The organism is Bradyrhizobium stylosanthis, from assembly GCF_001641335.1.
GTDB lineage: Bacteria > Pseudomonadota > Alphaproteobacteria > Rhizobiales > Xanthobacteraceae > Bradyrhizobium > Bradyrhizobium stylosanthis.
On the sequence record NZ_LVEM01000001.1, the window covers coordinates 2,352,333 to 2,375,872 of the forward strand.

21 protein-coding genes and 1 pseudogene are annotated in these 23,540 nt (G+C 66.3%); 15 read left to right on the plus strand and 7 right to left on the minus strand.

Annotated elements, in window-relative coordinates:
- Positions 1 to 57 precede the first annotated feature (57 nt).
- The 9 genes and pseudogenes from A7X65_RS11400 (at position 58) to A7X65_RS11440 (ending at position 9,019) form a co-directional block, all read left to right on the plus strand.
- A complete protein-coding gene (locus tag A7X65_RS11400; protein ID WP_063684624.1) occupies positions 58 to 1,815 on the plus strand; it encodes an MOSC and FAD-binding oxidoreductase domain-containing protein in 1,758 nt (585 codons plus the stop codon).
- 51 nt (positions 1,816 to 1,866) lie between these two features.
- Positions 1,867 to 2,430: pseudogene (locus A7X65_RS11405) on the plus strand (redoxin domain-containing protein); the annotation flags it as partial.
- A gap of 49 nt (positions 2,431 to 2,479) precedes the next feature.
- The gene (gene pdxR, locus A7X65_RS11410; protein WP_063684625.1) at positions 2,480 to 3,943 is read left to right on the plus strand and encodes a MocR-like pyridoxine biosynthesis transcription factor PdxR; all 1,464 of its coding nucleotides are present in this window, start codon (positions 2,480 to 2,482) and stop codon (positions 3,941 to 3,943) included.
- A 74-nt stretch (positions 3,944 to 4,017) separates the two neighbouring features.
- Positions 4,018 to 4,647: an FMN-binding negative transcriptional regulator gene (locus tag A7X65_RS11415; RefSeq protein ID WP_063684626.1), complete on the plus strand. Its 630-nt coding sequence runs from the start codon at positions 4,018 to 4,020 to the stop codon at positions 4,645 to 4,647.
- Positions 4,648 to 4,690: 43 nt separating this feature from the next.
- Positions 4,691 to 5,137, plus strand: a complete 447-nt coding sequence (locus A7X65_RS11420) for a DMT family transporter (protein ID WP_063684627.1) — start codon at positions 4,691 to 4,693, stop codon at positions 5,135 to 5,137.
- 69 nt (positions 5,138 to 5,206) lie between these two features.
- Positions 5,207 to 6,037, plus strand: coding sequence for a class II glutamine amidotransferase (locus A7X65_RS11425; RefSeq protein WP_063684628.1), 831 nt, complete (start codon positions 5,207 to 5,209; stop codon positions 6,035 to 6,037).
- 16 nt (positions 6,038 to 6,053) lie between these two features.
- Positions 6,054 to 7,283 carry a carboxylate-amine ligase gene (locus A7X65_RS11430; protein ID WP_063684629.1) on the plus strand — a complete coding sequence of 410 codons (1,230 nt, stop codon included), beginning with the start codon at positions 6,054 to 6,056 and terminating at the stop codon, positions 7,281 to 7,283.
- Between the two features lie 62 nt (positions 7,284 to 7,345).
- Positions 7,346 to 7,531, plus strand: coding sequence for a hypothetical protein (locus A7X65_RS11435; RefSeq protein ID WP_063684932.1), 186 nt, complete (start codon positions 7,346 to 7,348; stop codon positions 7,529 to 7,531).
- A gap of 348 nt (positions 7,532 to 7,879) precedes the next feature.
- On the plus strand, positions 7,880 to 9,019 hold the full coding sequence (locus A7X65_RS11440) for a hypothetical protein (RefSeq protein WP_063684630.1): 1,140 nt from the start codon (positions 7,880 to 7,882) through the stop codon (positions 9,017 to 9,019).
- Between the two features lie 235 nt (positions 9,020 to 9,254).
- On the opposite strand, the gene gor is transcribed toward A7X65_RS11440, so the two are convergent.
- From gor to rpiA, 3 genes are all read right to left on the minus strand, one after another.
- Positions 9,255 to 10,643 carry a glutathione-disulfide reductase gene (gene gor, locus A7X65_RS11445; protein WP_063684631.1) on the minus strand — a complete coding sequence of 463 codons (1,389 nt, stop codon included), beginning with the start codon at positions 10,641 to 10,643 and terminating at the stop codon, positions 9,255 to 9,257.
- A 146-nt stretch (positions 10,644 to 10,789) separates the two neighbouring features.
- Positions 10,790 to 11,338, minus strand: coding sequence for a DUF2059 domain-containing protein (locus A7X65_RS11450; RefSeq protein ID WP_063684632.1), 549 nt, complete (start codon positions 11,336 to 11,338; stop codon positions 10,790 to 10,792).
- 2 nt (positions 11,339 to 11,340) lie between these two features.
- Entirely contained in the window at positions 11,341 to 12,054 is a 714-nt protein-coding gene (rpiA, locus tag A7X65_RS11455) for a ribose-5-phosphate isomerase RpiA (protein WP_063684633.1), read from the minus strand.
- Positions 12,055 to 12,233: 179 nt separating this feature from the next.
- Between rpiA and A7X65_RS11460 the strand changes: the two genes are divergently transcribed.
- From A7X65_RS11460 to moaA, 3 genes are all read left to right on the plus strand, one after another.
- A complete protein-coding gene (locus A7X65_RS11460; RefSeq protein ID WP_063684634.1) occupies positions 12,234 to 12,908 on the plus strand; it encodes an HAD-IA family hydrolase in 675 nt (224 codons plus the stop codon).
- Positions 12,909 to 13,060: 152 nt separating this feature from the next.
- Entirely contained in the window at positions 13,061 to 13,549 is a 489-nt protein-coding gene (locus A7X65_RS11465; protein WP_063684635.1) for a hypothetical protein, read from the plus strand.
- 120 nt (positions 13,550 to 13,669) lie between these two features.
- A complete protein-coding gene (gene moaA, locus A7X65_RS11470) occupies positions 13,670 to 14,704 on the plus strand; it encodes a GTP 3',8-cyclase MoaA (RefSeq protein ID WP_063684636.1) in 1,035 nt (344 codons plus the stop codon).
- Between the two features lie 14 nt (positions 14,705 to 14,718).
- Here the strand turns inward: moaA and A7X65_RS11475 are convergent, their stop codons facing one another.
- The 3 genes from A7X65_RS11475 to A7X65_RS11485 are packed head-to-tail and all read right to left on the minus strand — an operon-like array spanning position 14,719 to position 18,533.
- Positions 14,719 to 16,080, minus strand: coding sequence for a DUF3100 domain-containing protein (locus A7X65_RS11475; RefSeq protein ID WP_082884888.1), 1,362 nt, complete (start codon positions 16,078 to 16,080; stop codon positions 14,719 to 14,721).
- A 42-nt stretch (positions 16,081 to 16,122) separates the two neighbouring features.
- Positions 16,123 to 17,652, minus strand: coding sequence for an aldehyde dehydrogenase family protein (locus tag A7X65_RS11480; protein WP_063684933.1), 1,530 nt, complete (start codon positions 17,650 to 17,652; stop codon positions 16,123 to 16,125).
- A gap of 8 nt (positions 17,653 to 17,660) precedes the next feature.
- Complete coding sequence (locus tag A7X65_RS11485; protein ID WP_063684638.1) at positions 17,661 to 18,533, minus strand: NAD(P)-dependent oxidoreductase; 873 nt, start codon at positions 18,531 to 18,533, stop codon at positions 17,661 to 17,663.
- A 105-nt stretch (positions 18,534 to 18,638) separates the two neighbouring features.
- Here A7X65_RS11485 and A7X65_RS11490 point away from each other — a divergent pair, with 105 nt between their 5' ends.
- The 3 genes from A7X65_RS11490 (at position 18,639) to A7X65_RS11500 (ending at position 21,973) form a co-directional block, all read left to right on the plus strand.
- Positions 18,639 to 19,562, plus strand: a complete 924-nt coding sequence (locus tag A7X65_RS11490) for a LysR family transcriptional regulator (RefSeq protein ID WP_063684639.1) — start codon at positions 18,639 to 18,641, stop codon at positions 19,560 to 19,562.
- Between the two features lie 273 nt (positions 19,563 to 19,835).
- Positions 19,836 to 20,375 (plus strand): TRAP transporter small permease subunit, encoded by a 540-nt coding sequence (locus tag A7X65_RS11495; protein ID WP_063684640.1) that lies wholly within the window; start codon positions 19,836 to 19,838, stop codon positions 20,373 to 20,375.
- On the plus strand, positions 20,372 to 21,973 hold the full coding sequence (locus A7X65_RS11500; protein WP_063684641.1) for a TRAP transporter large permease: 1,602 nt from the start codon (positions 20,372 to 20,374) through the stop codon (positions 21,971 to 21,973). The genes A7X65_RS11495 and A7X65_RS11500 overlap by 4 nt, the downstream gene beginning before the upstream one ends.
- A gap of 193 nt (positions 21,974 to 22,166) precedes the next feature.
- Here A7X65_RS11500 and A7X65_RS11505 read toward each other — a convergent pair whose 3' ends face one another.
- A complete protein-coding gene (locus A7X65_RS11505; protein ID WP_063684642.1) occupies positions 22,167 to 23,540 on the minus strand; it encodes a sensor histidine kinase in 1,374 nt (457 codons plus the stop codon).

Below are 23,540 nucleotides of genomic sequence, written 5' to 3' on the forward strand. Positions count from 1 at the left end.
TTACCCTTGGGGCGCCCCGCCGCATGGGGGCCTGCACGCAGGGCCGGGAACATCACGATGGCACGTCTTCTCTCCCTCAATGTCGGAATGCCGCGCGACATCGACTGGCAAGGCAGGACGGTTCACACCGGCATCTGGAAGACGCCGGTCTCAGGCGCGCGCCGCGTCCGGCGGCTCAACATCGACGGCGACGGCCAGGGCGATACGGCCGGCCACGGCGGCGAGCAGCGCGCGGTCTACGTCTACCAGCAGGAGTCCTATCGCTTTTGGCAGAACGAACTGGGCCGGGCGAACCTTGTCCCTGGACAATTCGGCGAGAACTTCACCGTCGAGGGCCTCGCCGACGCGGAGGTCTGTATCGGCGACCGCTACAGGATCGGCTCTGCCCTGTTCGAGGTTACGCAGCCGCGCGTCACCTGTTACCGGCTCGGCATTCGCATGGATGAGCCAGACATGGCCGCGCTGCTCGTCAGGCACGGCCGGCCCGGATTCTATTTTCGCGTCATCGAGGAAGGCGATGTCGAGGCCGGTGACGAGATCACGCAGGTCGCAAGCGGACCCGAGCGCATGAGCGTGTCGGAGATCAACGCGCTGCTCTATCTGCCGCCGCACCCGCGCGATCGCCTCGCGCTTGCGCTGACGATTCCGGCCCTGAGCGGCGGCTGGCGTCATTCCTTCGCGGCGATGCTCGAGCAGCAGCGCGCGGAGACCGGGGCGTCGGGAAACGCCGGGCTCGGGCCGGGGGCGAGCCCGGCTCCGGCGTGGCGCGGCTTCCGGCCGTTTCGGGTCTCGCAGAAGATCGCCGAAAGCGGCAGCGTGACGTCACTGATCCTCGAGCCCGCGGATGGAGATCCACTCGCCGCCGCCCTGCCCGGCCAGTTCGTCATCATCCGGCTCGGGCCTTCCGGGGGACCGGCGATGACGCGCAGCTATTCGCTGTCGGGCCGCGCCGGCGCGCCGTATCGCATCAGCATCAAGCGCGAGGCAAACGGTGCGGCCAGCGCCTATGTCGCCGACAGGCTGCAGGCCGGCGACACCATCGAACTCGGCGCACCGCGCGGGAGCTTCACGCTCCGGCAGGACACGCGGCCCGTCATCCTGCTGAGTGCAGGGATCGGCGTCACGCCGGTGCTTGCGATGCTGCAGGCGCTCGCGGCGGACAGATCGACGCGAGATGTCTGGTGGCTGCATGGCACGCGCAACGGCCGCGAACATGTGTTTGCCACCGAGGTACGCGAGCTGCTGGCGGGGCTCCCCAACGGTCACAGCCGCATCTGCTACAGCTCCCCCGACCCGGGCGATCGCCCCGAAATCGATTTCGATATCCACGGACATCTCGATGGTTCCTTGCTTGCGCGGCTGAACGTGCCGCGCGACGGTGATTTCTATCTCTGCGGACCGTCCTCCTTCATGCGCGACCTGACCGCCGGCCTTGCCACGCTCGGTGTCGCGCGGGATCGCATCCACACCGAATTGTTCGGCTCAAAGCCATCCCTGACGCCCGGCATCGCGGCTTCGCCGCAGAAGCCCGTCCACATACCGGCCGGACCACCGGGGCCGGGCCCGATGGTGTCCTTCGCCCGCAGCGGTCTCAATGTGCCCTGGGCATCATCCTACGGCAGCCTGCTCGAGCTCGCCGAAGCGTGCGACGTCCCCGTGCGCTGGTCGTGCCGGACCGGCGTCTGCCACAATTGCGAGAGTGGGCTGGTCGCGGGCGCAGTCAGCTACGCTCCGGATCCGCTCGACGCGCCCGCCGACGGCAATGTCCTGATCTGCTGCGCGCGGCCCCAGCAGGACATAGTCCTCGATCTCTGATCGCTCCAAGAAAGGAAACTCGATGAGACCCGACATCATGCAGGGGACAATCCCGACTATGAGCTCAGCGACCACACCGGCAAGCATCGGAAACTCTCGGAGCTGCAAGGCAACGACCCGATGGTGCTGGTGCTCGGCCGCGGCGGCTTCTGCCCGAAGGACCGCCGGCAGGCCGAAGGATTGCTGCAGCTGCATCGGGAAATGGAAGTGGGCTATTGCCGGATGGTGACGATCACGACCGACACGATCGCCGAAATCATCGAGTATCGCAGCGGCGTCGGCGCGCACTGGCCCTTCCTCTCCGACCCCAGACGCATCGTCCAGAAGGATCTCGACATCGCCGAATATACCGATCCCGTCCACAATCCGATGATCCCGCATGTCATCGTGCTCAAGCCCGGCCTCGTCGTTCACAAGATCTACAACGGCTACTGGTTCTTCGGACGTCCGACGGTCGAAGAGCTCCGCCACGATCTCAGGGACGTCAGCAGGATTTGCCGCCCGGACTGGGACATCACGGCACCGGGCCTCAAGACGCTCTGGCAGCAGGGCCACAAGGACCATTTCTTCCCTTACGGCAAACCTCACGTCGAAACCGCCGGCGGACAGGATTAGAAACACATTCCAGCCCCCGCGATTCCCGCGGGGACGGCGCGGAGTGTGGATGCCACCGATCAAGCCCAAGCCCCGGCCCGGCGCCGGCCACATCGGCGCACGCCAGATCTACGAGGCGCTGCGCGACCAGATCATGGCGCGGGTATACGGCACCGACGGGCAGCTGCCGTCCTCGCGGGCGCTGGCGGGCGAGATGGGCGTGGCGCGCTCGACCGTCACCGTCGCCTACGAGCAGCTTGCGGCCGAAGGTTTCATCGAGACGCGGCATGGCGCCCGGCCGCGTGTCGCGCGTGCTGTCGTCGAGCGCGAACGCACGCGCGTCGCCGCGCATGCGCCGGCGCGCAAGGTGCGCCTGTCGCGCTTCGGCGAGCGGCTGCGGCAGGACCCGCCGCGCTGGACCGAGCCGCCGCGCGGCCTCGTCGCGAACTTCCGCTATGGCGAGCTCTCGCCGTCGGACTTCCCGGTGCTGGCCTGGAAGAAGGCCGTGACCGCGGCGATGGCGCGCAGGCCCGAGCGGCTCGCCTATGACGACCCCTGCGGCTCGCTGCGGCTGCGGACCGCGCTGCAAGGTTATTTATGGAGATCGCGCAGCGTCCGCTGCGAGGTGGACCAGATCGTGGTCGTCAACGGCTCGCAGCAGGGCCTCGACATCTGCGCGCGCCTGCTGCTCGATTCCGGCGACCACTTCGTGATGGAGGATCCCGGCTACCAGATGGCGCGGCATACCTTTGCGGCAACGGGCGCCAAGACGGTGCCGGTCCCGGTCGATGCGGACGGCCTCGAAACCGAACGGCTCGCCGGCGTCGAGGCCCGCCTCGCCTATGTGACGCCCTCGCATCAATATCCGCTCGGCGGCGTCATGCCGATCGGGCGCAGGCACCAATTGCTTGCCTGGGCGCGCAAGAATGACGCCTACGTGATCGAGGACGACTACGACAGCGAGTACCGCTACGACACGCGGCCGATCCCGCCGCTGCATGCGCTCGAAGGCAGCGGCAACGTGATCTATCTCGGCACCGTCTCCAAGACGCTCTCCCCGACCTTGCGGATCGGCTACCTCGTGGTGCCCGCAGGCTTGCGGCCGCTGTTTGCCGCCGCCAAACAGGTCATGGACCGGCACACGCCGCTCGTCGAGCAGGAGGCGCTGGCCGCAATGCTGGAGAGCGGCGCCTATGACAGCCATGTCAGACGCGTGCGCCGGCGCAATGCCGAGCGCCAGCAGGCCCTGCTCGGCGCGCTGCGGCGCCGGTTCGGCGATCGCGTCCGCATCGAGGGCGCAGCCGCCGGGCTGCACGTGGTGGCATGGTTCGATCATCTCCCGCACAAACGCGAGGATGCACTGATCGCGGCGGCGCGCGCCAAGGGCGTCGGTATCTACCCCGTTTCCGCGCTACGCGTTGGTCCGCGCCGGACCAGGACCGTCGGCCTCGTCATGGGCTATTCGGGGCTGGAGGTCGTGCAGATCGAACGCGGCTGCAAGCTGCTGGCGCAGGCGGCAGCCGAACTGGACTGACAAAATCGTCGCAAACTGGCCGTTTCTGACAGGCCAGATTTCCGCTATCTCCGTGACCAGAACGGAGACACGCCATGTACATTCCCCCCGCCTTCCGCGACGACGACATCGAGAGCATCCGCGCGACCATCCGCGGCGCGCGCCTCGCAAGCCTCGTGACGGCCACCGCCGAGGGTCCGGTCGCAACCCCGCTGCCGCTGTTCCTCGACGAGACGGAGGGCGAGCACGGCGTGCTGTACGGGCACGTCGCGAAGGCTAATCCGCAATGGCAGCTTGCCCCGATCGGCCACGCGCTCGCGATCTTCAATGGGCCCGATGCCTATGTGACGCCGTCCTGGTACGCGACCAAGCAGGAGACCGGCAAGGTCGTGCCGACCTGGAACTACATCGCCGTGCACGCTTACGGCCCGGTCGAATTCTTTGGGGAACCCGAGCGCCTGCTCGACGCGGTGACCCGCCTGACGAACCGGCACGAAGGCGCGCGCGCAAAGCCCTGGGCGGTCGGCGATGCCCCCGCCGATTTCGTCGCCGCGCAATTGCGCGGGATCGTCGGGGTGCGCATTCCCGTCGTGCGGTTCGAAGGCAAGCGCAAGATGAGCCAGAACCGTCCCGAGGCCGACCGCATCGGCGTCGCGCAAGGTCTTGCCGCGAGCAGCGACGTGCACGACCGCGAGGTCGCGGCCCTCATCCCGCAGCCGGCGTGAGACGAGGCCCCGCGCGCGGGCTGAACAAGGAGACGAAGCCACGATGTTGAGATTGGCACTTCCGATGCTCTTCGCCGTGGCGGCGGGGATCAGCCTCGTCGTGCAACAGGCGCTCAACGCCAATTTGCGCACCGCGCTCAATTCGGCAGCGTGGTCGGGCTTCATGAGCTACTTGCTCGGCGTGCTCTGCATGGCCGCGCTGGCGCTCGTGATGCGCGATCCCGTCCCCTCGATGGCGACCGCGTCCCGCATTCCCTGGTTCGCATGGAGCGGCGGACTGTTCGGCGCCGTCTTCATCGGCCTTGGCATCTTCCTCGTGCCGCGGCTCGGCGCCGCCACGTTCTTTGCGCTGCTGATCGCCGGCCAGATGCTCGGATCGATCGCGTTCGACCATTTCGGCGTGCTTGGCGTTCCCGTTCAGCCCGTGAGCGCGGTCCGGATCGCCGGGGCAGCACTTTTGGTCGCCGGCGTCGTCCTGATCCGCATGTAGGATCAGCGGGAACCATCCCGCTGCCAGGCCTGTTGGTGGACCTCAGGACAAATCCGCGACGGGAACACCATGTGCCGCTGGATCGCATACCGGGGCGAGACCACCTCGTTCGAGCCTTACGTCACCGAGCCCGAGCATTCGCTGATCGCGCAGAGCATCCGCTCGCTGCAGTCGACGGCGGGCTCGAACGGCGACGGCTTCGGGCTCGGCTGGTATGGCGAGCATCCGGAGCCGGGCCTTTACCGCGAGACGCGCCCGGCCTGGTCCGACGAGAACCTGCGCTATCTCTGCCGCCATCTGCGCTCGCATCTCTTCTTCGCTCACGTGCGCGCCGCCACAGGCACCGCGGTGACGCGGCAGAACTGCCATCCCTTCGCCTGCGGCCAATGGATGTTCATGCACAACGGCTTCGTCGGCAGCTGGAATCGGCTGCGCCGCAAAGTCGAGGCGCTGATCCCGGACGCCTATTATCCCTCGCGGCTGGGCACGACCGACTCGGAGGCCGTTTTCCTCGCCATGATGGGCGCGGGCCTGGAAAACGATCCGCTTCGGGCGACAGAAGCCGTGTTGCAAGCCCTCGTCGGCCTCGTCAACGAAGACGGCCTTCGCGAGCGGCTGCGCTTCACCAGCGCGATCGCCAATGGCCGCGACCTCTATGCGTTTCGCGTCTCCGTCAACGATGCCGCGAACACGCTCTACTTCCGCGAGGACGGCGGCCAGGTCATCGTCGTGTCGGAACCGTTCGACAAGGAATCGGACTGGACGGAAGTGCCGCCGAATCACGCGTTGATCGCGCGCGCGTCCGAAAGCGTCAAAATTGTTCCGTTCGATCCTGCCATTTCCGGTGAGTCCGGCGCGGAACCGGTTCCTGTCAGACGGATTATCGCCCGCAGGTGGTGACCACGCCGGGTGGCCAATGACAATTGCATCGGACGTCCTGAAACTGCTGCGCGTCGATCCCTCGGACGACAGGCAGCATCTCGTCATCCGCTCCGCCGGTGGGGGCGGCAAGGCGGCGGAATATTCCTTCGGCATCGAGGAGGAATATTTCCTCGCCGATCGCCGGACGTTCGAGGTCGCCATCGAAACGCCCAACGCCCTGTTCGAATCGGCGAACTGGTCCACAGGCGGCCAGGCCATGCGGGAGATGCTGCAATCCCAGCTCGAGGTCGCCACCAACGTCCATGTCGACGTCAACGACGCGCGCGAGGAGCTGCGCTTCCTGCGCCGCGAGGTCGCCAACGTCGCCGCGCAATACGGCTTCGCGATCATGGCCTGCGGCACGCATCCGACCGCGGTCTGGCGGATGTCGCAACCGAGCCCGAAGCCGCGCTATGAGGAGATGATCGAGGACCTGCGCAGCATCGGCCACCGCAACATGATGTGCGGCATGCATGTGCACGTCCAGTTGCCCGACCCGGAGAAGCGCATGGCGGTGATGCGGGCGATGCTGCCGCATCTGCCGCTGTTCATCGCGCTGTCGGCCTCCTCACCGTTCTGGAATTCGCACAAGACCGGCCTGAAGGGCTATCGACTGGCTGCCTATTCCGAGCTGCCGCGCACCGGCCTGCCCGAACTGTTCGAGACGCGGCACGATTACGACGAGTATGTCGGCGCCTTGCAGCGCTCCGGCGTGATTCCCGACGAGAGCCACATCTGGTGGGCGATGCGTCCCTCGATGAAGCACCCGACCCTCGAGCTGCGCGCGCCCGACACCTGCACCTTCGTCGACGACGCGGTCGCCATCGCCTCGCTCTATCGCTGCCTGACGCGGCATCTCTATCTGCGCCCGCATCTGTCCAGGGAGGTCACCGTGGTCGAGCGCGCGATTGCGGTCGAGAACAAATGGCGCGCGCAGCGCTACGGCACCGATTGCATCTTTGCCTCGAAGGACGGCCCCGTCACGATCGCGGAGCTGCTGTCCCGGGTGATCGAGGATACCGCGGAGGACGCCGCGGCCCTCGATTGCGTCGCCGAGATCGAGCACTGCCGCACCATCGTGGCGCGCGGCAGCTCGGCGGAGTTCCAGCTTCGCGCCTATCGCGACAATGGTGAGGACATCGCAGCCGTGTCACGTTGGATTGCTACATCCACGATATCGGGGACGAACGCTCCGATGCGTCCCGGCGCGCCGGCGCCGTCATAGCGCCCGCACAAGCTTCGGCGGCCAAGGTGCCGCCCTCGAATTGGACTGTCGTGGAGAAGAACATGAGTAGCATCACATCGTGCACCGGCTGCGGCCATGCGCTTGTCCCGATGCTGACGGCCAAGGGCCGCGCCGAGCTGAGCTGCCTCTGGTGCGAAGGCATCGACGCGCGCGCGGTGGAGATGGCGAAGTGGGCGGACAGCCCCACCGGCAAGCCCGAGCGGTCCGCTCACCAGCCGTTCGAATGAGCCGCTTTCGCCGCCATGCCGGCGGCGTTCGATGATCCCGCCGGCCCTGCGGTTGCATGCCCTTTGCTGGGCATGCCGACAAATTAGACAAGAGACGTCTCGGCACGCGATCCCAAGGTCGCGTGAACAGGGCAAGGCAAGCCGGTGAAACCGCGCATCTAACCTCAGGCGCGGCCTCGACTTTCCTTCGCGCTTGGTGGCGCCGGAGCGCCCGCGCGCGATGCCGTGCGCCGACTGGCCCGGAATTCGCAAGACAGCATCAAGGCCTGATTCCCTGCCCCTGCCACGCGGGAGCAGCAGGATGCGTGCGCGAGCTTCGGGATCGATGGCCCAGGATCGGAGAATGCCATGAACGTGCATGCCGCGGGCGATCTCAAATTCACCGGCCTCACCCGCCCGGATGGCTCACCCCTTCGCCTCAACGATCAGGATTTCGTCGCGATCGACCGCGACAGGAATGCGACGTTCGAGGCGACCTACCGGCCGCAGGCCCTCTACAACCGCGCCAACGAGGGCTTTCACGCCAACAACGAGACCTTCCTTCTGCACGAAGTCGCGACGAACCTTCCGATCTACCGGCCGGATACCGGCCCGACCGATTTCCATCTGCATCTGCCCCCGGGCGGCTTCCAGCTCGTGCTGGTCACGTCGGGCGCGTTCACCTTCGACTATGACGGGCGCTTCTACAATGTCGGTCCGGGCGCGGTGATGCTGCAAAGCGCGATCGTGCACCGCCAGCTGTTCTACACCTGGTCGGGCCTGTCGACCGAAGAGAACCTGAAGACGCCGCAGACCGTGGTGCCCGATCCGATCTCGATGGGCTATTCCGGCAAATTCCTCGAAGCCTTCATCACCGATCCCACCACCTTTCCGAACCCGACCATTGTCGGTCCGGACCAGATCAACGAAGCCGAGACACCGCGCGTGGCCTGGAGCCATCCGCTGCACAACCGGCCGGCCGATGCCGGCTTCTGGCTGCAGGATCCCCTGGCGCTGGATGCGCTGTTCAAGCCGCTCACCGACGGCTCGGTCAAATCGGCGATGCCGGTTTACGTGCGCGACATCGGCATCAAGGTGCCGAGCGGCCATCTCGTCACCGGCCACATCATCGCGACCGACCCGAGCGGCCAGTCGCTGCTGCCGAAGAGCACGTCGATCGCCGCGGACCCGGCCTGCTTCGCCAAGGGCGAGGTCGTGATCTACCGCGTCATTCGCGGCACGGCCGAGTTCAAAAGGAAGTCCGGCGAAAGCTTCGAACTCTCCGCCGGCGACGTGGTCACCGCAGGCAAGGCGTCCATCAGCCTCGTTGGCATCAGTGAGAACACCCAAGTCCTCCGCCTCGGTTTGCTCAAGGGCATGAACGACCTTCGCGGCTGGACGCCGACGCAGCGCGACGAGATCGACGGCCTCGCCGGCCAGATCATCACGCACAAGGACATCCGCCCCCTGCGCACCGAAGGCAAGCCGGTCGGGTATCTCTACGGCTAGGCGGGTCGCAGCCAAGCCAAGCTGCTCGAGTTCTTCTTCCTTCTCCCCTTGTGGGACAAGGTGGCGCGAAGCGCCGGATGAGGGGTTCTCTCCACTCATAAGACCGTTCGTGAGGAGCGAGACCCCTCACCCGTCTCGCCGCTTCGCGGCGAGCCACCCTCTCCCACAAGGGGAGAGGGTAAGCGCGTCAACTCAACGAAAATCGTGTTCGATTGAGAGCCGCTCGCGCGCCGCCCTACTCCGCCGCCTGCCGCACGTGGCGCGCGGTCGGGGTACGCATCGTCACGAGCTCTTCGGCCGCGGTCGGATGCAGCGCGACGGTCGCGTCGAAATCGGCCTTGGTCGCCTTCATCTTCACCGCGATCGCCACGGCTTGCGTGATCTCGGCGGCGGCATCGCCGACGATGTGGCAGCCGAGCACGCGGTCGGTCGAACCGTCGACGACGAGCTTCATCAGCACGCGGGTATCGCGGCCCGACATCGTGGCCTTGATGGGACGGAACGTCGCCTTGTAGATGTCGACGTGACTGAACTGCGCACGCGCCTCGGTTTCGGTCAGCCCGACCGTCCCCACTTCCGGCTGCGAGAACACCGCGGTCGGGATATTGGCGTGATCGACCTGCACCGTACGATTGCCGAACACGGTATCGGCGAAGGCATGGCCTTCGCGGATCGCGACCGGCGTCAGGTTGAAGCGGTGGGTGACGTCGCCGATGGCATAGATGCTGTCGACCGAGCTCTTCGAGAAATGGTCCACGGCAATGCCGCCATTCTTCGGATTGATCGCGACACCCGCCTTCTCCAGGCCGAGATTGGCGACAGCCGGATGGCGGCCGATCGCGAACATCACCTGGTCGGAGGCAAGGCTCGAGCCGTTCGACAGATGCGTGGTGAACTCCTCGCCGTGACGATCGACCTTCGCCACCGTGCAACCGGTGAGGATGGTGATGCCCTGCTTTTCCATCTCGCTGCGGACGTGGCTGCGCACGTCCTCGTCGAAGCCGCGCAGGATGTTGTCGCCGCGATAGATCACGGTGACGTCCGAGCCGAAGCCGGCGAAGATGCCGGCGAATTCCAGCGCGATGTAGCCGCCACCCTGGATCACGATCCGCCTCGGCAGCTTCTTGAGATGAAACGCCTCGTTGGACGAGATCACGTGCTCGATGCCGGGAATGGAGGCGCCATGGTTCGGCGCACCGCCGGTGGCGATCAGGATGTACTTTGCGGTGATCTTCCTGTCGTTCTCGAGCAGGCGGACAGTGTGCTTGTCCTCGATCACCGCCCGGCTCTTGACGACTTGCGCGCCCGACTTCTCGACATTCGTCGTGTAGGCCGCCTCCAGCCGCGCGATTTCCTTGTCCTTGTTGGCGATCAGCGTCGGCCAGTCGAACGTCGCGGGCGGAACGGTCCAGCCGAAACCGGCGGCGTCCTCGAGTTCGTGACGAAAATGCGAGCCGATCACGAACAGCTTCTTCGGCACGCAGCCGCGGATCACGCAGGTGCCGCCCATGCGGTACTCTTCCGCGATCATCACGCGGGCACCGTAGCCGGCCGCGATGCGGGCGGCACGCACGCCGCCCGAACCGCCACCGATGACAAAGAGGTCGACGTCGAATTCAGCCATTGTCCACTCCGACCTCTAGAGCATGATCCGGACCCGAAGGGCCGCGCCAGCGCAAAGTGTGGAGCGGTTTTCCGAAAAGATCATGCTCAAATAACAACCTAAAGCGCGGTGACGCGCTTTAGGTATTTCTGACTAGATAGGTACTGTCAGATTTCCTTGCCACGCTTGCGCATCTCGGCGCGGAAGGCACCCATCACGGTTTCCGAGAAGTTCTGGGCCCAGGAGTTCATGAAGGCCATGCTGAGGCCGATGGCGCGCGGCTCGGCGTCGATCAGCTTCTTGCCCAGCGGCGACCTGTAGAAGGTGACGAGGTCCTTCAGCTCCTGCTCGGTGAACTCGCTGGCATAAATCTGGGCCATGCCCTCGCCGATCTCGTTCTGGCGGCCGTTGAGCTGCTGGGCCACGATCGGGGCGACCTCGTTGAGATCCTTCTGGTAGTTCAGATTCTGCTGGATCAGCGCGATCTTGGTCTTCTCCACGAGGCCGGGCACGGCGCCGGTATACATCGCGGTGGCGTTCTTGATCTGCAGGATCTCCCTGGCCGCGGCAATCGCCGCCGGCGAGGCCTTCGGCTGGGCCGGTGCGGCGGCCGCCTTGGGCTGTGCCGGCGCCTGCTGCGCAATCGCCGGGATCGCCGAAACGGCCAGGCCAGCAGCAAGCGTCGCGGCCGGCAAGAATTTCAAAACGCTCTTCATTCCTAGTCTCCTTTCGGCTTTCGCCGTTCAATCACGCGAATTCCCTCGCCGCCCGCCAGCACAGCCGAGCTGGCCAGGCCGATGAACAATCCATGCTCGACCACGCCGGGGATCGCGCTCAACGCTCTGGCGAGGCTGGCCGGATCCGCAATACGTCCGAGCTGGGCATCGACGATCCAGTGGCCGCCGTCAGTGACGAAAACGTGGCCGTCCTTGGCCTTACGGACCGCCATTTGCCCGGAAACGCCGCACGCCGCAAATGCCTTCTCGATGGCATGGCGCGTCGCGCCAAGCCCGAACGGGATGACCTCGATCGGCAGCGGAAACTTGCCGAGCGTCGGCACCCATTTGCTGTCGTCGGCAATCACGATCATGCGATCCGAGGCGGCCGCCACGATCTTCTCGCGCAACAGCGCACCGCCGCCGCCCTTGATCAAATTGAGCTCGGGATCGATCTCGTCGGCGCCGTCGACGGTGATATCGAGATGATCGATCTCGTCGAGCGTCGTCAGCGGGACGCCGCAGCGCTCCGCGTCGGCCCGCGTCGCCTCGGAGGTCGGCACGCCGATCACCTTGAGGCCGGCGGCGACGCGCTCGCCAAGCAGCTCCACGAAATGTTTCGCAGTCGAGCCCGTACCGAGCCCCAGCTGCATGCCGTCACGCACCTCCTCGAGGGCGCGCGCCGCAGCCTGCCGCTTCAACTGGTCCATGTTCACGTGTGCGCCCGCCCCTGGATTGAGAGTGCCGCCGGTATAGCCGCTTGCGGCGGCCTATGTAGCCTCGTTTTTTCCTGGAGAACAGGGTCCTGCGGAACAGGCCTCCGGGCCCATCTTATAAGGTGAACTTATGGCCTCGGCCCTTGCGCCGATCCGGCCGGCCCGATAGCGCTGGGGTCATGACCTCCTCCTACACCCTCGTCTTCGATCTCGACGGCACGCTTGTGGATACGGCGCCCGACCTGATCACCGCGCTCAATTACGTGCTCGACCGCGAAGGCCTGCCGCCGGTACCGATGGCCTCGGCCCGCAACATGATCGGCGCCGGCGCCCGCAAGCTGATCGAACGGGGCCTGGAGGCCGAGGGCCGCAGCGTCACCCCCGCCGACATGGACCGCATGACGGCGGATTTCATCGCCTATTACGCCGACCATATCGCGGTCGAATCCCGGCCCTTCGAGGGGCTCGAGGCCGCGCTGGACCATTTTGAGGGCCAAGGCCATCGCCTCGCGGTCTGCACCAACAAGCTGGAATGGCTGTCCAGGCGCCTCTTGGACCAGCTCGACCTCAGCCGCCGCTTCGCGGCGATCTGCGGCGCGGACACTTTTGGGGTCCAGAAACCGGATCCGACCATCTTCCGGGAGACGGTGGCGCGGGCCGGTGGCGAGGTGAAGGCCAGCATCATGGTCGGCGACGCCGGAACCGACGTCGGCGTGGCCCGCCGCGCCGGGGTGCCCGTGATCGGGGTCAGCTTCGGCTATACGGACGTGCCGATCGCCGATCTGAAGCCCGACCGGCTGATCCATCACATGCGCGACCTGCCCTCGGCGGCCGGCAGCCTGATGACGGCCTAGCACCCAACCGACTGAAATTTCATAATAATCCACACGATAGCCCGCGTTAACCAACTATTAACCATGCGCGGCGCGACGGTTGCCTGCCCTGACCGACACTCATAAGGTCCGCCCGGGATGTGGCGGTTCGTCGCAGTCAAAGTGGGTGGTTCATGCGTCGTGTGATCGCAATTGTGCTGGCGGGGGCGAGCCTGGGTGGTTGCTCCTCTTCGATGTCCTGGGACATGTTCAAATCGGCCCCGCCGCCCCTCCAGGTCCGGCTCGAGTCCAATCCGCCGGGCGCCGACGCCACAACCTCGCTCGGCCCGGGCTGCAAGACCCCCTGCTCGGTCTCGGTTCCCGCGCCCGATCTGCCGTTCTCGGTCGCCTTCGCGCTGCCCAAGTACCAGCCCGCGACCGTGCCGGTGAACGTCATCAAGAATCCCGGCGATTTCACCACGCCGGCGTCGGTCACGACCGATCCGAACCCGGTATTCGCGGAACTGCAGCCGGCCGCCCCGCCGAAGCCGGTCCGCAAGCCGCATCGGCCGAAGAAGCCGAAACCGGCCGCGGCCGCTGCTGCGCCGGCCGAGGCTGCACCGGCCGAGGCCGCACCGGCCGGGGCCTCGCCGTTCCCCGATCCGAACGCAGGCAAGCGCTGATCCGGACGGCGGGCTTACGTATACCACCCGATTGTCCTAGCCGCGTCCGATGCTTAGATTGCTTCCAGAGCACCGCCGAAGCAAAGGTGCACCGTCGCCGTAAGTGACAAGGCAATTGGTATGAACGGATCTTCTGCGAATCCCCGCACCGCGCTGTCGAGCGCGATGACCGATCCGTTCGGGCGGACCATCTCTTATCTGCGCGTCTCGGTCACCGACCGCTGCGATTTACGCTGCTTCTACTGCATGTCGGAAGACATGACGTTCCTGCCCAAGGCCGACCTGCTGACGCTGGAGGAACTCGACCGGCTCTGCTCTGCCTTCATCGCCAAGGGCGTGAGGAAGCTGCGACTCACCGGCGGCGAGCCGCTGGTCCGGCGCAACGTGATGACGCTGGTCCGCTCGCTGTCGCGGCACCTTCAGAGCGGTGCCCTGAACGAGCTGACGCTGACCACCAACGGCACCCAGCTGGCAAAGCACGCCCGCGAGCTCGCCGATTGCGGCGTCCGCCGCATCAACGTCTCGCTCGACACGCTCGATCCCAAGAAGTTTCGCGAGATCACCCGCTGGGGCGAGATCGACAAGGTGCTGGAAGGCATCGAGGCCGCGCGCGCCGCCGGCCTCGCCATCAAGATCAACGCGGTTGCCCTGAAGAACCTCAACGAGGAAGAGCTCCCCGAGCTGATGCGCTGGGCCCACGGCAAGGGCATGGGCCTGACGCTGATCGAGGTCATGCCGATGGGCGAGATCGGCGCAGGCCGCATCGACCAGTATCTGCCGCTGTCGCTGGTGCGCGCACGCCTCGCCCAGCAATTCACGCTGACGGATCTGGCCGAGAGCACCGGCGGGCCGGCGCGCTATGTCAGCGTCGCCGAGACCGGCGGCAAGCTCGGCTTCATCACGCCGATGACCCATAATTTCTGCGAATCCTGCAACCGGGTGCGCATCACCTGCACGGGCACGCTGCACACCTGCCTCGGCCACGAGGACGCCTCGGACCTGCGCAAGCCCCTGCGTGCATCGGACGACGACGTCCTGCTTGCGGATGCGATCGACCGCGCCATCGGGCTGAAGCCCAAGGGCCACGATTTCATCATCGACCGCCGCCACGACCGTCCCAGCGTCTCCAGGCACATGAGCGTCACCGGCGGCTAGGCCGACGATAGCGATCAGACCGGCTTGTGCATGAAGAACTGGGCGATGATCGTCGCGCCCAGGAACGTCCCCGCATTCGCCATCAGCGAGACCACCACGATCCGCCAGCCCAGCGATCGGAATGCAGGCATGTCCTTGGCGATGGACAGGCCCGCAAACGCCAGCAGCGGTGTCGCGAGTGCGAGAAAGTTGATCTTGCCGGTCGCGGCCGCGATATCGGCCGCAAAGGGCGTGGCAGGATAGGTCAATGCCATCGCGACGAGAGACACCCAGACCACGGCAGGCACCCAGCCCTTCGTGAGCAGGTAGATCAGGTGGCCGACCATGACGGATGCCACGATGATTGCGGTGCCGGCGAGAACCGAGGTGTCCGGCACGGTCTTGTAGGCGATGTAATTGCCGACCAGCGCGATGAGCGCGCTGAAGATCCAGATCGACAGGCGTTCGATCGCCGACACATCCGCCGTCTGAGGATGCACAAGCTCTGCACCTGCCGCCGCGGGTGACGCGAGCTCTTCCGAGATCGTCGCGCGGCCGCGCCCCAGGATCGGCTCGAGCACGCCGTACGCCCAGACCGTGAAGGGCAGCGACAGGAACAGCGTGAAATAGGTGCCGATGGTCGTCGTGATCAAATTGCTCGCCGCGGCGAAGGCCGCGACATCCTTGGCGACATCAGCGGTCTGCTGAGCCGCAATCGCGCCGGAGGCGGCCGCCATCAGGCTGCCCGAGCCGACACCGGCGCCCATGGCGAGAGCGAGCGGATCGAAGATGCCGAGACCGGTGATGACGCCCGCGAAGATGGCAATGAAGACCGCACCGAAGATTGTGCCGGTCATGTACTCGGCGAGTACGCCGCGCCCCTCGGCGCTGTTCATCCCGTACTTCTCGCCGATGATGGCGAGACTCGGCTCGCGCCCGACGGAAAAGGTCGCGCCGATCGCTTCGCGCTTGATGCCGAGCAGCAGGGCAACCGGCAAGCCGAACACCATCGTGCCGAAGAAATGTCCGAACTCCTGGAACACCAGCGCCCAGCCGGCGGTCAGGATCTTCGGTAGCGACCCGCCGACCAGCAGTCCGAGCTTGGCGACGAACAGAAGCAGGGCCGGCTGAAGCGCGGCAGCCGCGAGCGCCTGGGTGCGAGGCTCGAAGCGCATCAAAGCCGGAAGACGCGGGCTCGCAAGCCCCCAGGCCGCACCGATCAGGAGCGCCCAGAGCAGCGGCAGCAGCACGACCTTGTAGGTCCCGCCGAGCGGCACCGTGACCGCGCCGATCAGTTCAGCGAGCAGGACCGTGACGGCGACCCCGGCAAAGACCCTGGGCAGGCCCATCCGGCCTGCATCGATTCCGGCTGGTGATGCGGATGTGACATTGCTCATGCGAAGCCCCCGTTCCACGATGAGATTGATGTGCGCGAGACGCTACTCGCGCACGCCCGGTGCGTAGCCGAAGCCCACGGCCGGCTCGGCCGCGGTCTCCACCCAGACGCTCTTGACCTGGGTGTATTCGAAGAGCGTCTCGACCCCGCTCGAGCGGCCGTAGCCGCTCATGCCGTAACCGCCGAACGGCGATGCGACGTTGATCGTCTTGTAGGAGTTGATCCAGAACGTCCCGGCCCTGACCTGCGCTGCGACCCGGTGCGCGCGCCCGACGTCGCGCGTCCAGACCGCGCCGGCAAGACCGAACTCGCTGTCATTGGCGAGTGCGATCGCTTCCTCCTCGGAATCGAACGGGATCGCGGCAACAACCGGTCCAAAGATCTCCTCGCGCGCCACCGCCATGCTGTTGCTGACATCGCGCAGCACGGTCGGCGTGACGAAGAAGCCGCTTTGCGCTGCGCTGCCATCGCTGCCGGTTGCAAGCTTTGCACCCTCAGCGAGGCCCTGCTTCACCATCGCAAGCACGCGAGTGTACTGCCGCGCATTGTTGATCGGCCCGACCTCCGTGTCGGCCGCACCGGGCGCGCCGACCTTCAACTTCGCAGCACCGTCGGCGACCATCTTGACGAAGCGGTCATAGACCGAGCGCTCGACCAGCAGCCGCGAGCCTGCGACGCAGCTCTGGCCGGCGCCGGCAAAGATGGCCGACTGGGCACCGATGGCAGCGCGCGCAAGGTCGGCGTCGGCGAACACGATATTGGCGGATTTTCCACCGAGCTCGAGCACGCAGGGCAGCAGGCGCCTGGCCGCGGCTTCCGCGATCAATCTGCCCGTCGGCACCGAACCCACGAACACGACCTTCTTCACCGCCGGCTGGCCGAGCGCGGCCTGGCCCGTGGTGTGGCCGTACCCCGCGAGCACGTTGACGAGACCGGCGGGCAATCCGGCCTGCTCGGCAAGAAGCGCCACGGCCATGGAGGTGAGCGGCGTCAGCTCCGAAGGCTTCAGCAGCACGCCGTTGCCCATCGCGATGGCGGGGGCGACCTGCCAGCCGCAGGTGAAGACCGGCGCGTTCCAGGGCGTGATCTGAAGCACAACGCCGACAGCTTCGCGCCGCGTGTAATTGAGATGGCTCGACGGCACCGGAATCACGTCGCCGTGGAATTTGTCGGCCCAGCCGGCATAGTACTCGAACATCTCGGCGACCTTGGCGACCTCGACGCGCGTGTCGCGGATCGGCTTGCCGGCCGAGAGCGATTCCAGCCGCGCCAGCTCCTCTGCCTTGCCTTGGAGCGCACGCGCGATCGCCTGCATGACGCGGCCGCGCGCCGCACCGGTCAGCCGCGTCCAGCCAGCTTGCGCCGCGACTGCCGCTGCGGCCGCCTCGGCGACCACGGCCTCGCCGGCATCATGATAGGCGTAGAGCGGCGCGCCGGTCGCGGGATCGTCGATCGCGATGAGATCGCCGTGACCGCGAACCATGCGGCCCGCCACATGCGAACCGATCGCCGCGCAGTCCGGCCAGAACGGAGCGAGTGCATCGCGAAGCCGCGTGTCGATGAAGGGGGTCATGGTGCCGCTCACATCCTGCCGAGCTGGAGCTCGACGATCCTGTTGAAGTCTTCGCCGCCGTCGATCGCGCCGGCGCTCTCGGACCAGATCCGTGCGGTTTCCTTGGCGATCGGAAGATCGAGCGACAGGCCGGCGATGAGCTGAGCGGCAAGGCGGACATCCTTGCGCATCAGCGCCATCGTGAAGCCGGAATCGAAGGCGCCGTTCAGCACCCAGGTAGGCAGGTTGACCTGCGTGACGCCGGAGCGGCCCGAGCCGGCATTGAGGCCTTCGAGCAGCCGCACCGGATCGACATCGGCGTCGCGCGCGATGCGGATCGCCTCGGAGGCGGTCAGCAGATGCGCCGCGCAGAGCAGATTGTTGACGAGCTTGCAAACATGCCCGGCGCCGACCGGGCCGACATGGACCCGCTTCGCGCTCATGTCGCTGAGAACGGGCTCGACCGCGGCCACATCGTCATCCGCGCCGCCGATCACCATGGTCATTGTGGCGGTGATGGCGCCCTTCGGCCCGCCGCTGACCGGCGCGTCGATCATCGCCATGCCGCTCGCGGCGAGAGCCGCTGCAAGGCGACGGGTCGTCTCGGGATTGGAGGTCGAGGTGTCGACCACGCGCAGGCCCGGCCTTGCATGGGCGATAATGCCGTCCGTGCCGGTGACGACGGCTTCGACGATCTCTGCGGTCGGCAGGGAGAGGATGAGGATTTCGGCGCGGGCGCAGAGCGGCGCGACAGTTTCGAAAACCGCAACGCCGGCGGCGGCGAGTGCCCCGCGCGCCGCGTCCGACGGGTCGGTGCCAAGCACGTCATGACCGGCTCGCGCCAGCGAGAGCGCCATGCCGCGCCCCATATTGCCGAGCCCAACGACGCCGATGACCGCCATATCCCGTCCCTCCCCCTGATCTGTCTGGTGACCATAGGGAGCGGAGCCCGGCCTGGGCATCAGCGGCGCGGTTGCCTAATGTTGCCTCATGGGCAACACTTGGGCATGAGTAATGCGATCGACGAGAACCGGCTTCGCTACCTGTTCGAGGCGGCGCGCTACGGCGCCGTGCGCGCGGCTGCCGACGCGCTCGGCGTCAATCCGTCCGTGGTGAGCCGCCAGATCGCCCTTCTGGAGCAGGAGCTCGACGCGGCCCTCCTCGACCGGCACAGCCGCGGGGTGCGGCCGACCGAAGCCGGCGAGCTCCTGATCGAGCATTATCGCCGCCACACCGTGGACCGCAACGATACGCTGGCAAGGTTGCGCGAGCTGCAGGGACTGCATCGCGGTCACATCGACCTCGTGCTGGGCGAGGGTTTCGTCGCGGATCTCATGGGAGGCTCGCTCGGCGATTTCTGGCGTCGCCATCCGCGCTTGACCATTTCGCTGGAGCTTGCCGGGACGAGCGAGGTCATCCGCGCCATCGCGGACGACCGCTGCCATATCGGGCTCGTCTATCATCCGCCGCAGGATCCGCGGATCCGCTCCTGCGCCGCGATCCGTCAGCCGATTCGCCTGATCGCGCGCCCCGACCATCCGCTTGCGAAGCTCCGCCGCCCGGTCAAGCTGCGGGAGATCGCAAGGCACGAGCTTGGCATCATGCATGCGGGCTACGGCACGCGCCAATTGCTGGCTATGGCCGAAACATCCGAGAAGGTCGGCCTCTCGCCGAAGCTGACCACGACCTCGATCAGCATCCTCCGGCATTTCGTTCGTTCCGGTCTCGGCGTGACCTTGCTTCCGGCCTTCTCGGTTGCATCCGACCTCGATGATGGATCACTGGTTGCCGTTCCGGTCGACAACGTGCTGCTCGCATCGGCAGAAGCCCAGATCATCACCCGGCTCGGCCGCGAGCTGCCGAACGCGGCCAGCCAGTTGCTCAGGTTCTTGATCGGTCGGATGAAGGCGTTTCGACCCGGCCGCCGCTAATCTAAGCTTTTGACCCGGCGTCAATTTGTCCATTTTCCGATTGACGGCACGTGAACCCGCTGGTTTGGTGCCAGCGCCTCTGCTTGCCCGGCAGCAATAAGCCGGCCCGCCCCGTTGGCGGTCGCGGTCAAGACGGCGGGGCACGAGGGGAGGACTGACGCCGCAATCGCTCAGGAATACGAGCCGTGCGGTCCGGTGCTTTTTGCATGCGGGCCGAACGATGCGTGCTGATGCTGCTCCCGTGAACTTGGGCCGCGACGGAGAAAAATTAAGATGCGTCCATTGCTGGCGGTGAGCAACGCCATCGACCTTCTCAACGAGAAGATCGGCTACGTCTGTAACCTCCTCGTGCTTCTCGCGTGCCTGGTCAGCGCGGCCAACGCCATGATCCGCTACGCCTTCAGCTACTCCTCGAACGGCTGGCTGGAGCTGCAATGGTACATGTTCGCGATCCTGGTGATGTTCGGCGCCTCCTACACCTTCAAGCGCAACGAGCACGTCCGGGTCGAGATCCTCTATCTCCTGCTGTCCGAGCGCGGCCAGCTCCTGCTCGATTTGATCGGCACGCTGTTCTTCCTGATCCCCGCCTGCCTCCTGCTCGCCTATCTGTCCTGGCCGTTCTTCATGCAGGCCTATGACGTCGGCGAGATGTCCGGCAATGCCGGCGGCCTGATCCGCTGGCCGATCAAGTTCGTGATTCCCGCCGGCTTCGTGCTGCTGGCGCTCCAGGGTGTTTCCGAAGTCATCAAGCGTATCGCGGCTCTCCAGGGCTATGTGACGATCGACGCCAAGTACGAGAGGCCGACCCAATGATTACGCTGGAGATGATGCCGCCGCTGATGTTCGGCGGCCTGGTTCTGGCGATGCTGATCGGCTTCCCGGTGGCGTTCACGCTCGCCGCGGTCGGACTGTCCTTCGGCTTCCTCGCCATCCATCTCGGGTTCTTCGACCTCAACTTCCTGCAGGCGATCCCGGGCCGCGTGTTCGGCAGCGTGCTCTCCAACGAGCTGCTGCTGGCGATCCCGTTCTTCACCTTCATGGGCGCCATATTGGAGAGATGCGGCCTCGCCGAGGACATGCTGGATTCGATGGGCCAGCTGTTCGGCCCGGTGCGCGGCGGTCTCGGCTATTCCGTGATCATCGTCGGCTTCATCCTCGGCGCGATCACCGGCACGGTGGCGGCGCAGGTGATCGCCATGGCGCTGATCTCGATGCCGGTGATGATCCGCTACGGCTACAACATGCGCTACATCACCGGCGTGCTGGCGGCCTCCGGCACCATCACGCAGCTGGTGCCGCCCTCGCTGGTGCTGATCGTGCTCGCCGACCAGCTCGGCAAGTCGGTCGGCGACATGTATCTCGGCGCCTGGGGCCCCTCGGTGTTCCAGATCATGCTGTTCGCCGGCTACACCTTCATCCTCGGCCTGATCAAGCCGGACCACGTGCCGCCGGTTCCGATGGAAGCGCGCACGCTGACCGGCTGGGCGCTGTGGAAGAAGTGCCTGATGGGCATCATTCCCTCGGCCGTGCTGATCTTCGTCGTGCTCGGCACCATGATGATGGGCCTTGCGACGCCGACGGAAGCCGGCGCGATGGGCGCGGTCGGCGCCATCGTGCTTGCCGCGATCCACCACAAGGACTTCACCTCGAACGACCGCAAGGTGCTGGTCATCGGCGTCATCGCCGCGGGCATCGGCACCATCATCGCGATGCTGTTCAGCGAGAATCTGATCTTCAAGCTCGCCTTCGCCGTGACCTATCTCGCGGTGGCGTGGATCTGCTTCCAGGCCGCGCGCATCCCGGACCTGCGCGATCTCATCAAGCAGGGCTACGAATCCACCATGCGCCTCACCTGCATGGTCACCTTCATCCTGATCGGATCGACCTGCTTCTCGGTGGTGTTCCTCGGCGTCTCCGGCGGCGTCTGGCTCGAGCATCTCCTGACCTCGCTGCCCGGCGGCGTCTGGGGCTTCCTGATCTTCATCAACCTCTTCATCTTCTTCCTGGCGTTCTTCCTCGACTTCTTCGAGATCGCCTTCATCATCCTGCCGATGATCGCGCCGATCGCGCAGAAGATCCTCGCCCCGGTGGTCGGCGCGGACGCGGCGCTGATCTGGTTCGGCGTGATGCTGTGCGTCAACATGCAGACCTCGTTCCTGCATCCGCCGTTCGGCTTCGCGCTGTTCTACCTGCGCGGCGTCGCACCGAAGGAAGTGAAGAGCTCCGACATCTACTGGGGCGCGATGCCCTGGATCGGCCTGCAGATGATCATGGTGCTGCTGGTGATCATCTTCCCGTCCGTCGTGACCGGCCTCCTGGACAAGCCGCTCAACGTCGACCTCGACAAGGTCAAGATCGAGGTCCCGCAGATCGAGCTGCCCCCGCTGGATCTCGGCCCGCCGCAGAAGTAGCGGGCGGACTGACCGACGCGGGTGTAGCTGCCCTCTTCCTTCTCCCCTTGCGGGAGAAGGTGGCGCGAAGCGCCGGATGAGGGGTCGCTTCAGCGAGCGCAAATGAGAGTGGGACTCGCGGAGAGAGACCCCTCACCCGTCTCGCCGCTAATGCGGCGAGCCACCCTCTCCCGCAAGGGGAGAGGGTGCAGCGTCAGTGCCGCATCGCTTGCTCGACGCCGTCCGGTTTCTCAGCCAGCCGAAACCGCAGCGTGAACTCCGCGCCGCCGCCTTCGAGATTCTCCACCGCGACCGTCGCGGCGTGATCGTCGGCGACGCCGCGCACGATCGATAGGCCGAGGCCGGCGCCGTCGCTGCGCTGGCGGTCGCGGCGCCAGAAGCGCTGGAAGATCAGGTCGCGCTCGCCCTCGGCAATGCCCGGGCCGCAATCGCGCACCCGCACCGAGCCGTCCTCGCCGACCTCGACATCGACCGAGGTGTCCTTCGCCGTGAACTTGATGGCGTTCTCGGCGAGATTGAAGATCGCGCGCTGGAGCATCTCGGCATTGCCGTGGATCATTACCGGCGCATCGGTTCCCCTGAGCGCGATGTCCTTGTGCTGGGCCAGCGCGAACGGCGCGATCGACCCCACCACCTCGGTGCAGACGGCGCGCAAATCTGCGGTCTCGCCGGGATCGAGCACCAGCGTGTCGAGCTCGGCGATCTCCAGCAGCTGGGCGACGATGCGGCTCATGCCCTCGATGTCGGCATGCAGCGCCTCCCGCGCCGCTCCGTCGTGGAGCGTCTCGATCCGCGTGCGCAGGATGGCGAGCGGCGTGCGCAATTGATGCGCGGCATCGGCCGTGAACTGGCGCTGCACGCGAAAACCGCCCTCGAGGCGGTCGAGCGCCTGGTTGACGGCGGTGACGAGCGGCATGATCTCGCGCGGGATCTGCTCGGTCGGCAGGCGGATGTCGGTGCGCGCCGGGCCGATATTGCTGGCCTCCTCCGAGGCCTTCCACAGCGGCGCGACGGCGCGGCGGAAGATGATGATGTCGGTGGCGAGCAGGACCAGCAGGATCGGGATGGTGATCCATCCCACGCGCCGGAAGAAGTTCGAGATGATGTCGTCGATGATGACGTCGCGATGGGCAAGGTCCTCGGCGACGCGGATGCGCACCGTCCTGCCCTCGATCACACGGCTGACGCCGGCGCCTGAGATCGTTTCCGACAGTCGCGGCGGCGCGGCATCGCCGGACCTTCGCCGCGAGGAGAACAGCACGCGGCCGTCCTGATCGCGGATGTCGTAGAGGTAGCGGCCATAGGCTTCCGAATAGAGGCCCCTGAGACTATCGGGCAGGTTGAACGTCAGCGTGCCGTCCGGCTGCGGGACGATGCGCTCGGCCAGCACCTCGGCCTGGGCGCGCATGGCATCGCGATGCAGCTGGTCGACCTCGGAGTTGAGCAGCCAGAACAGCACCAGCGGCAGGAAGATCGCGACCACCGCCACCGCGACGATGTGCAGGAACACGATGCGCCAGATCAGCGATTTGAACGTCGGCCTGGCGGATGACCGGGCGGCGGACAC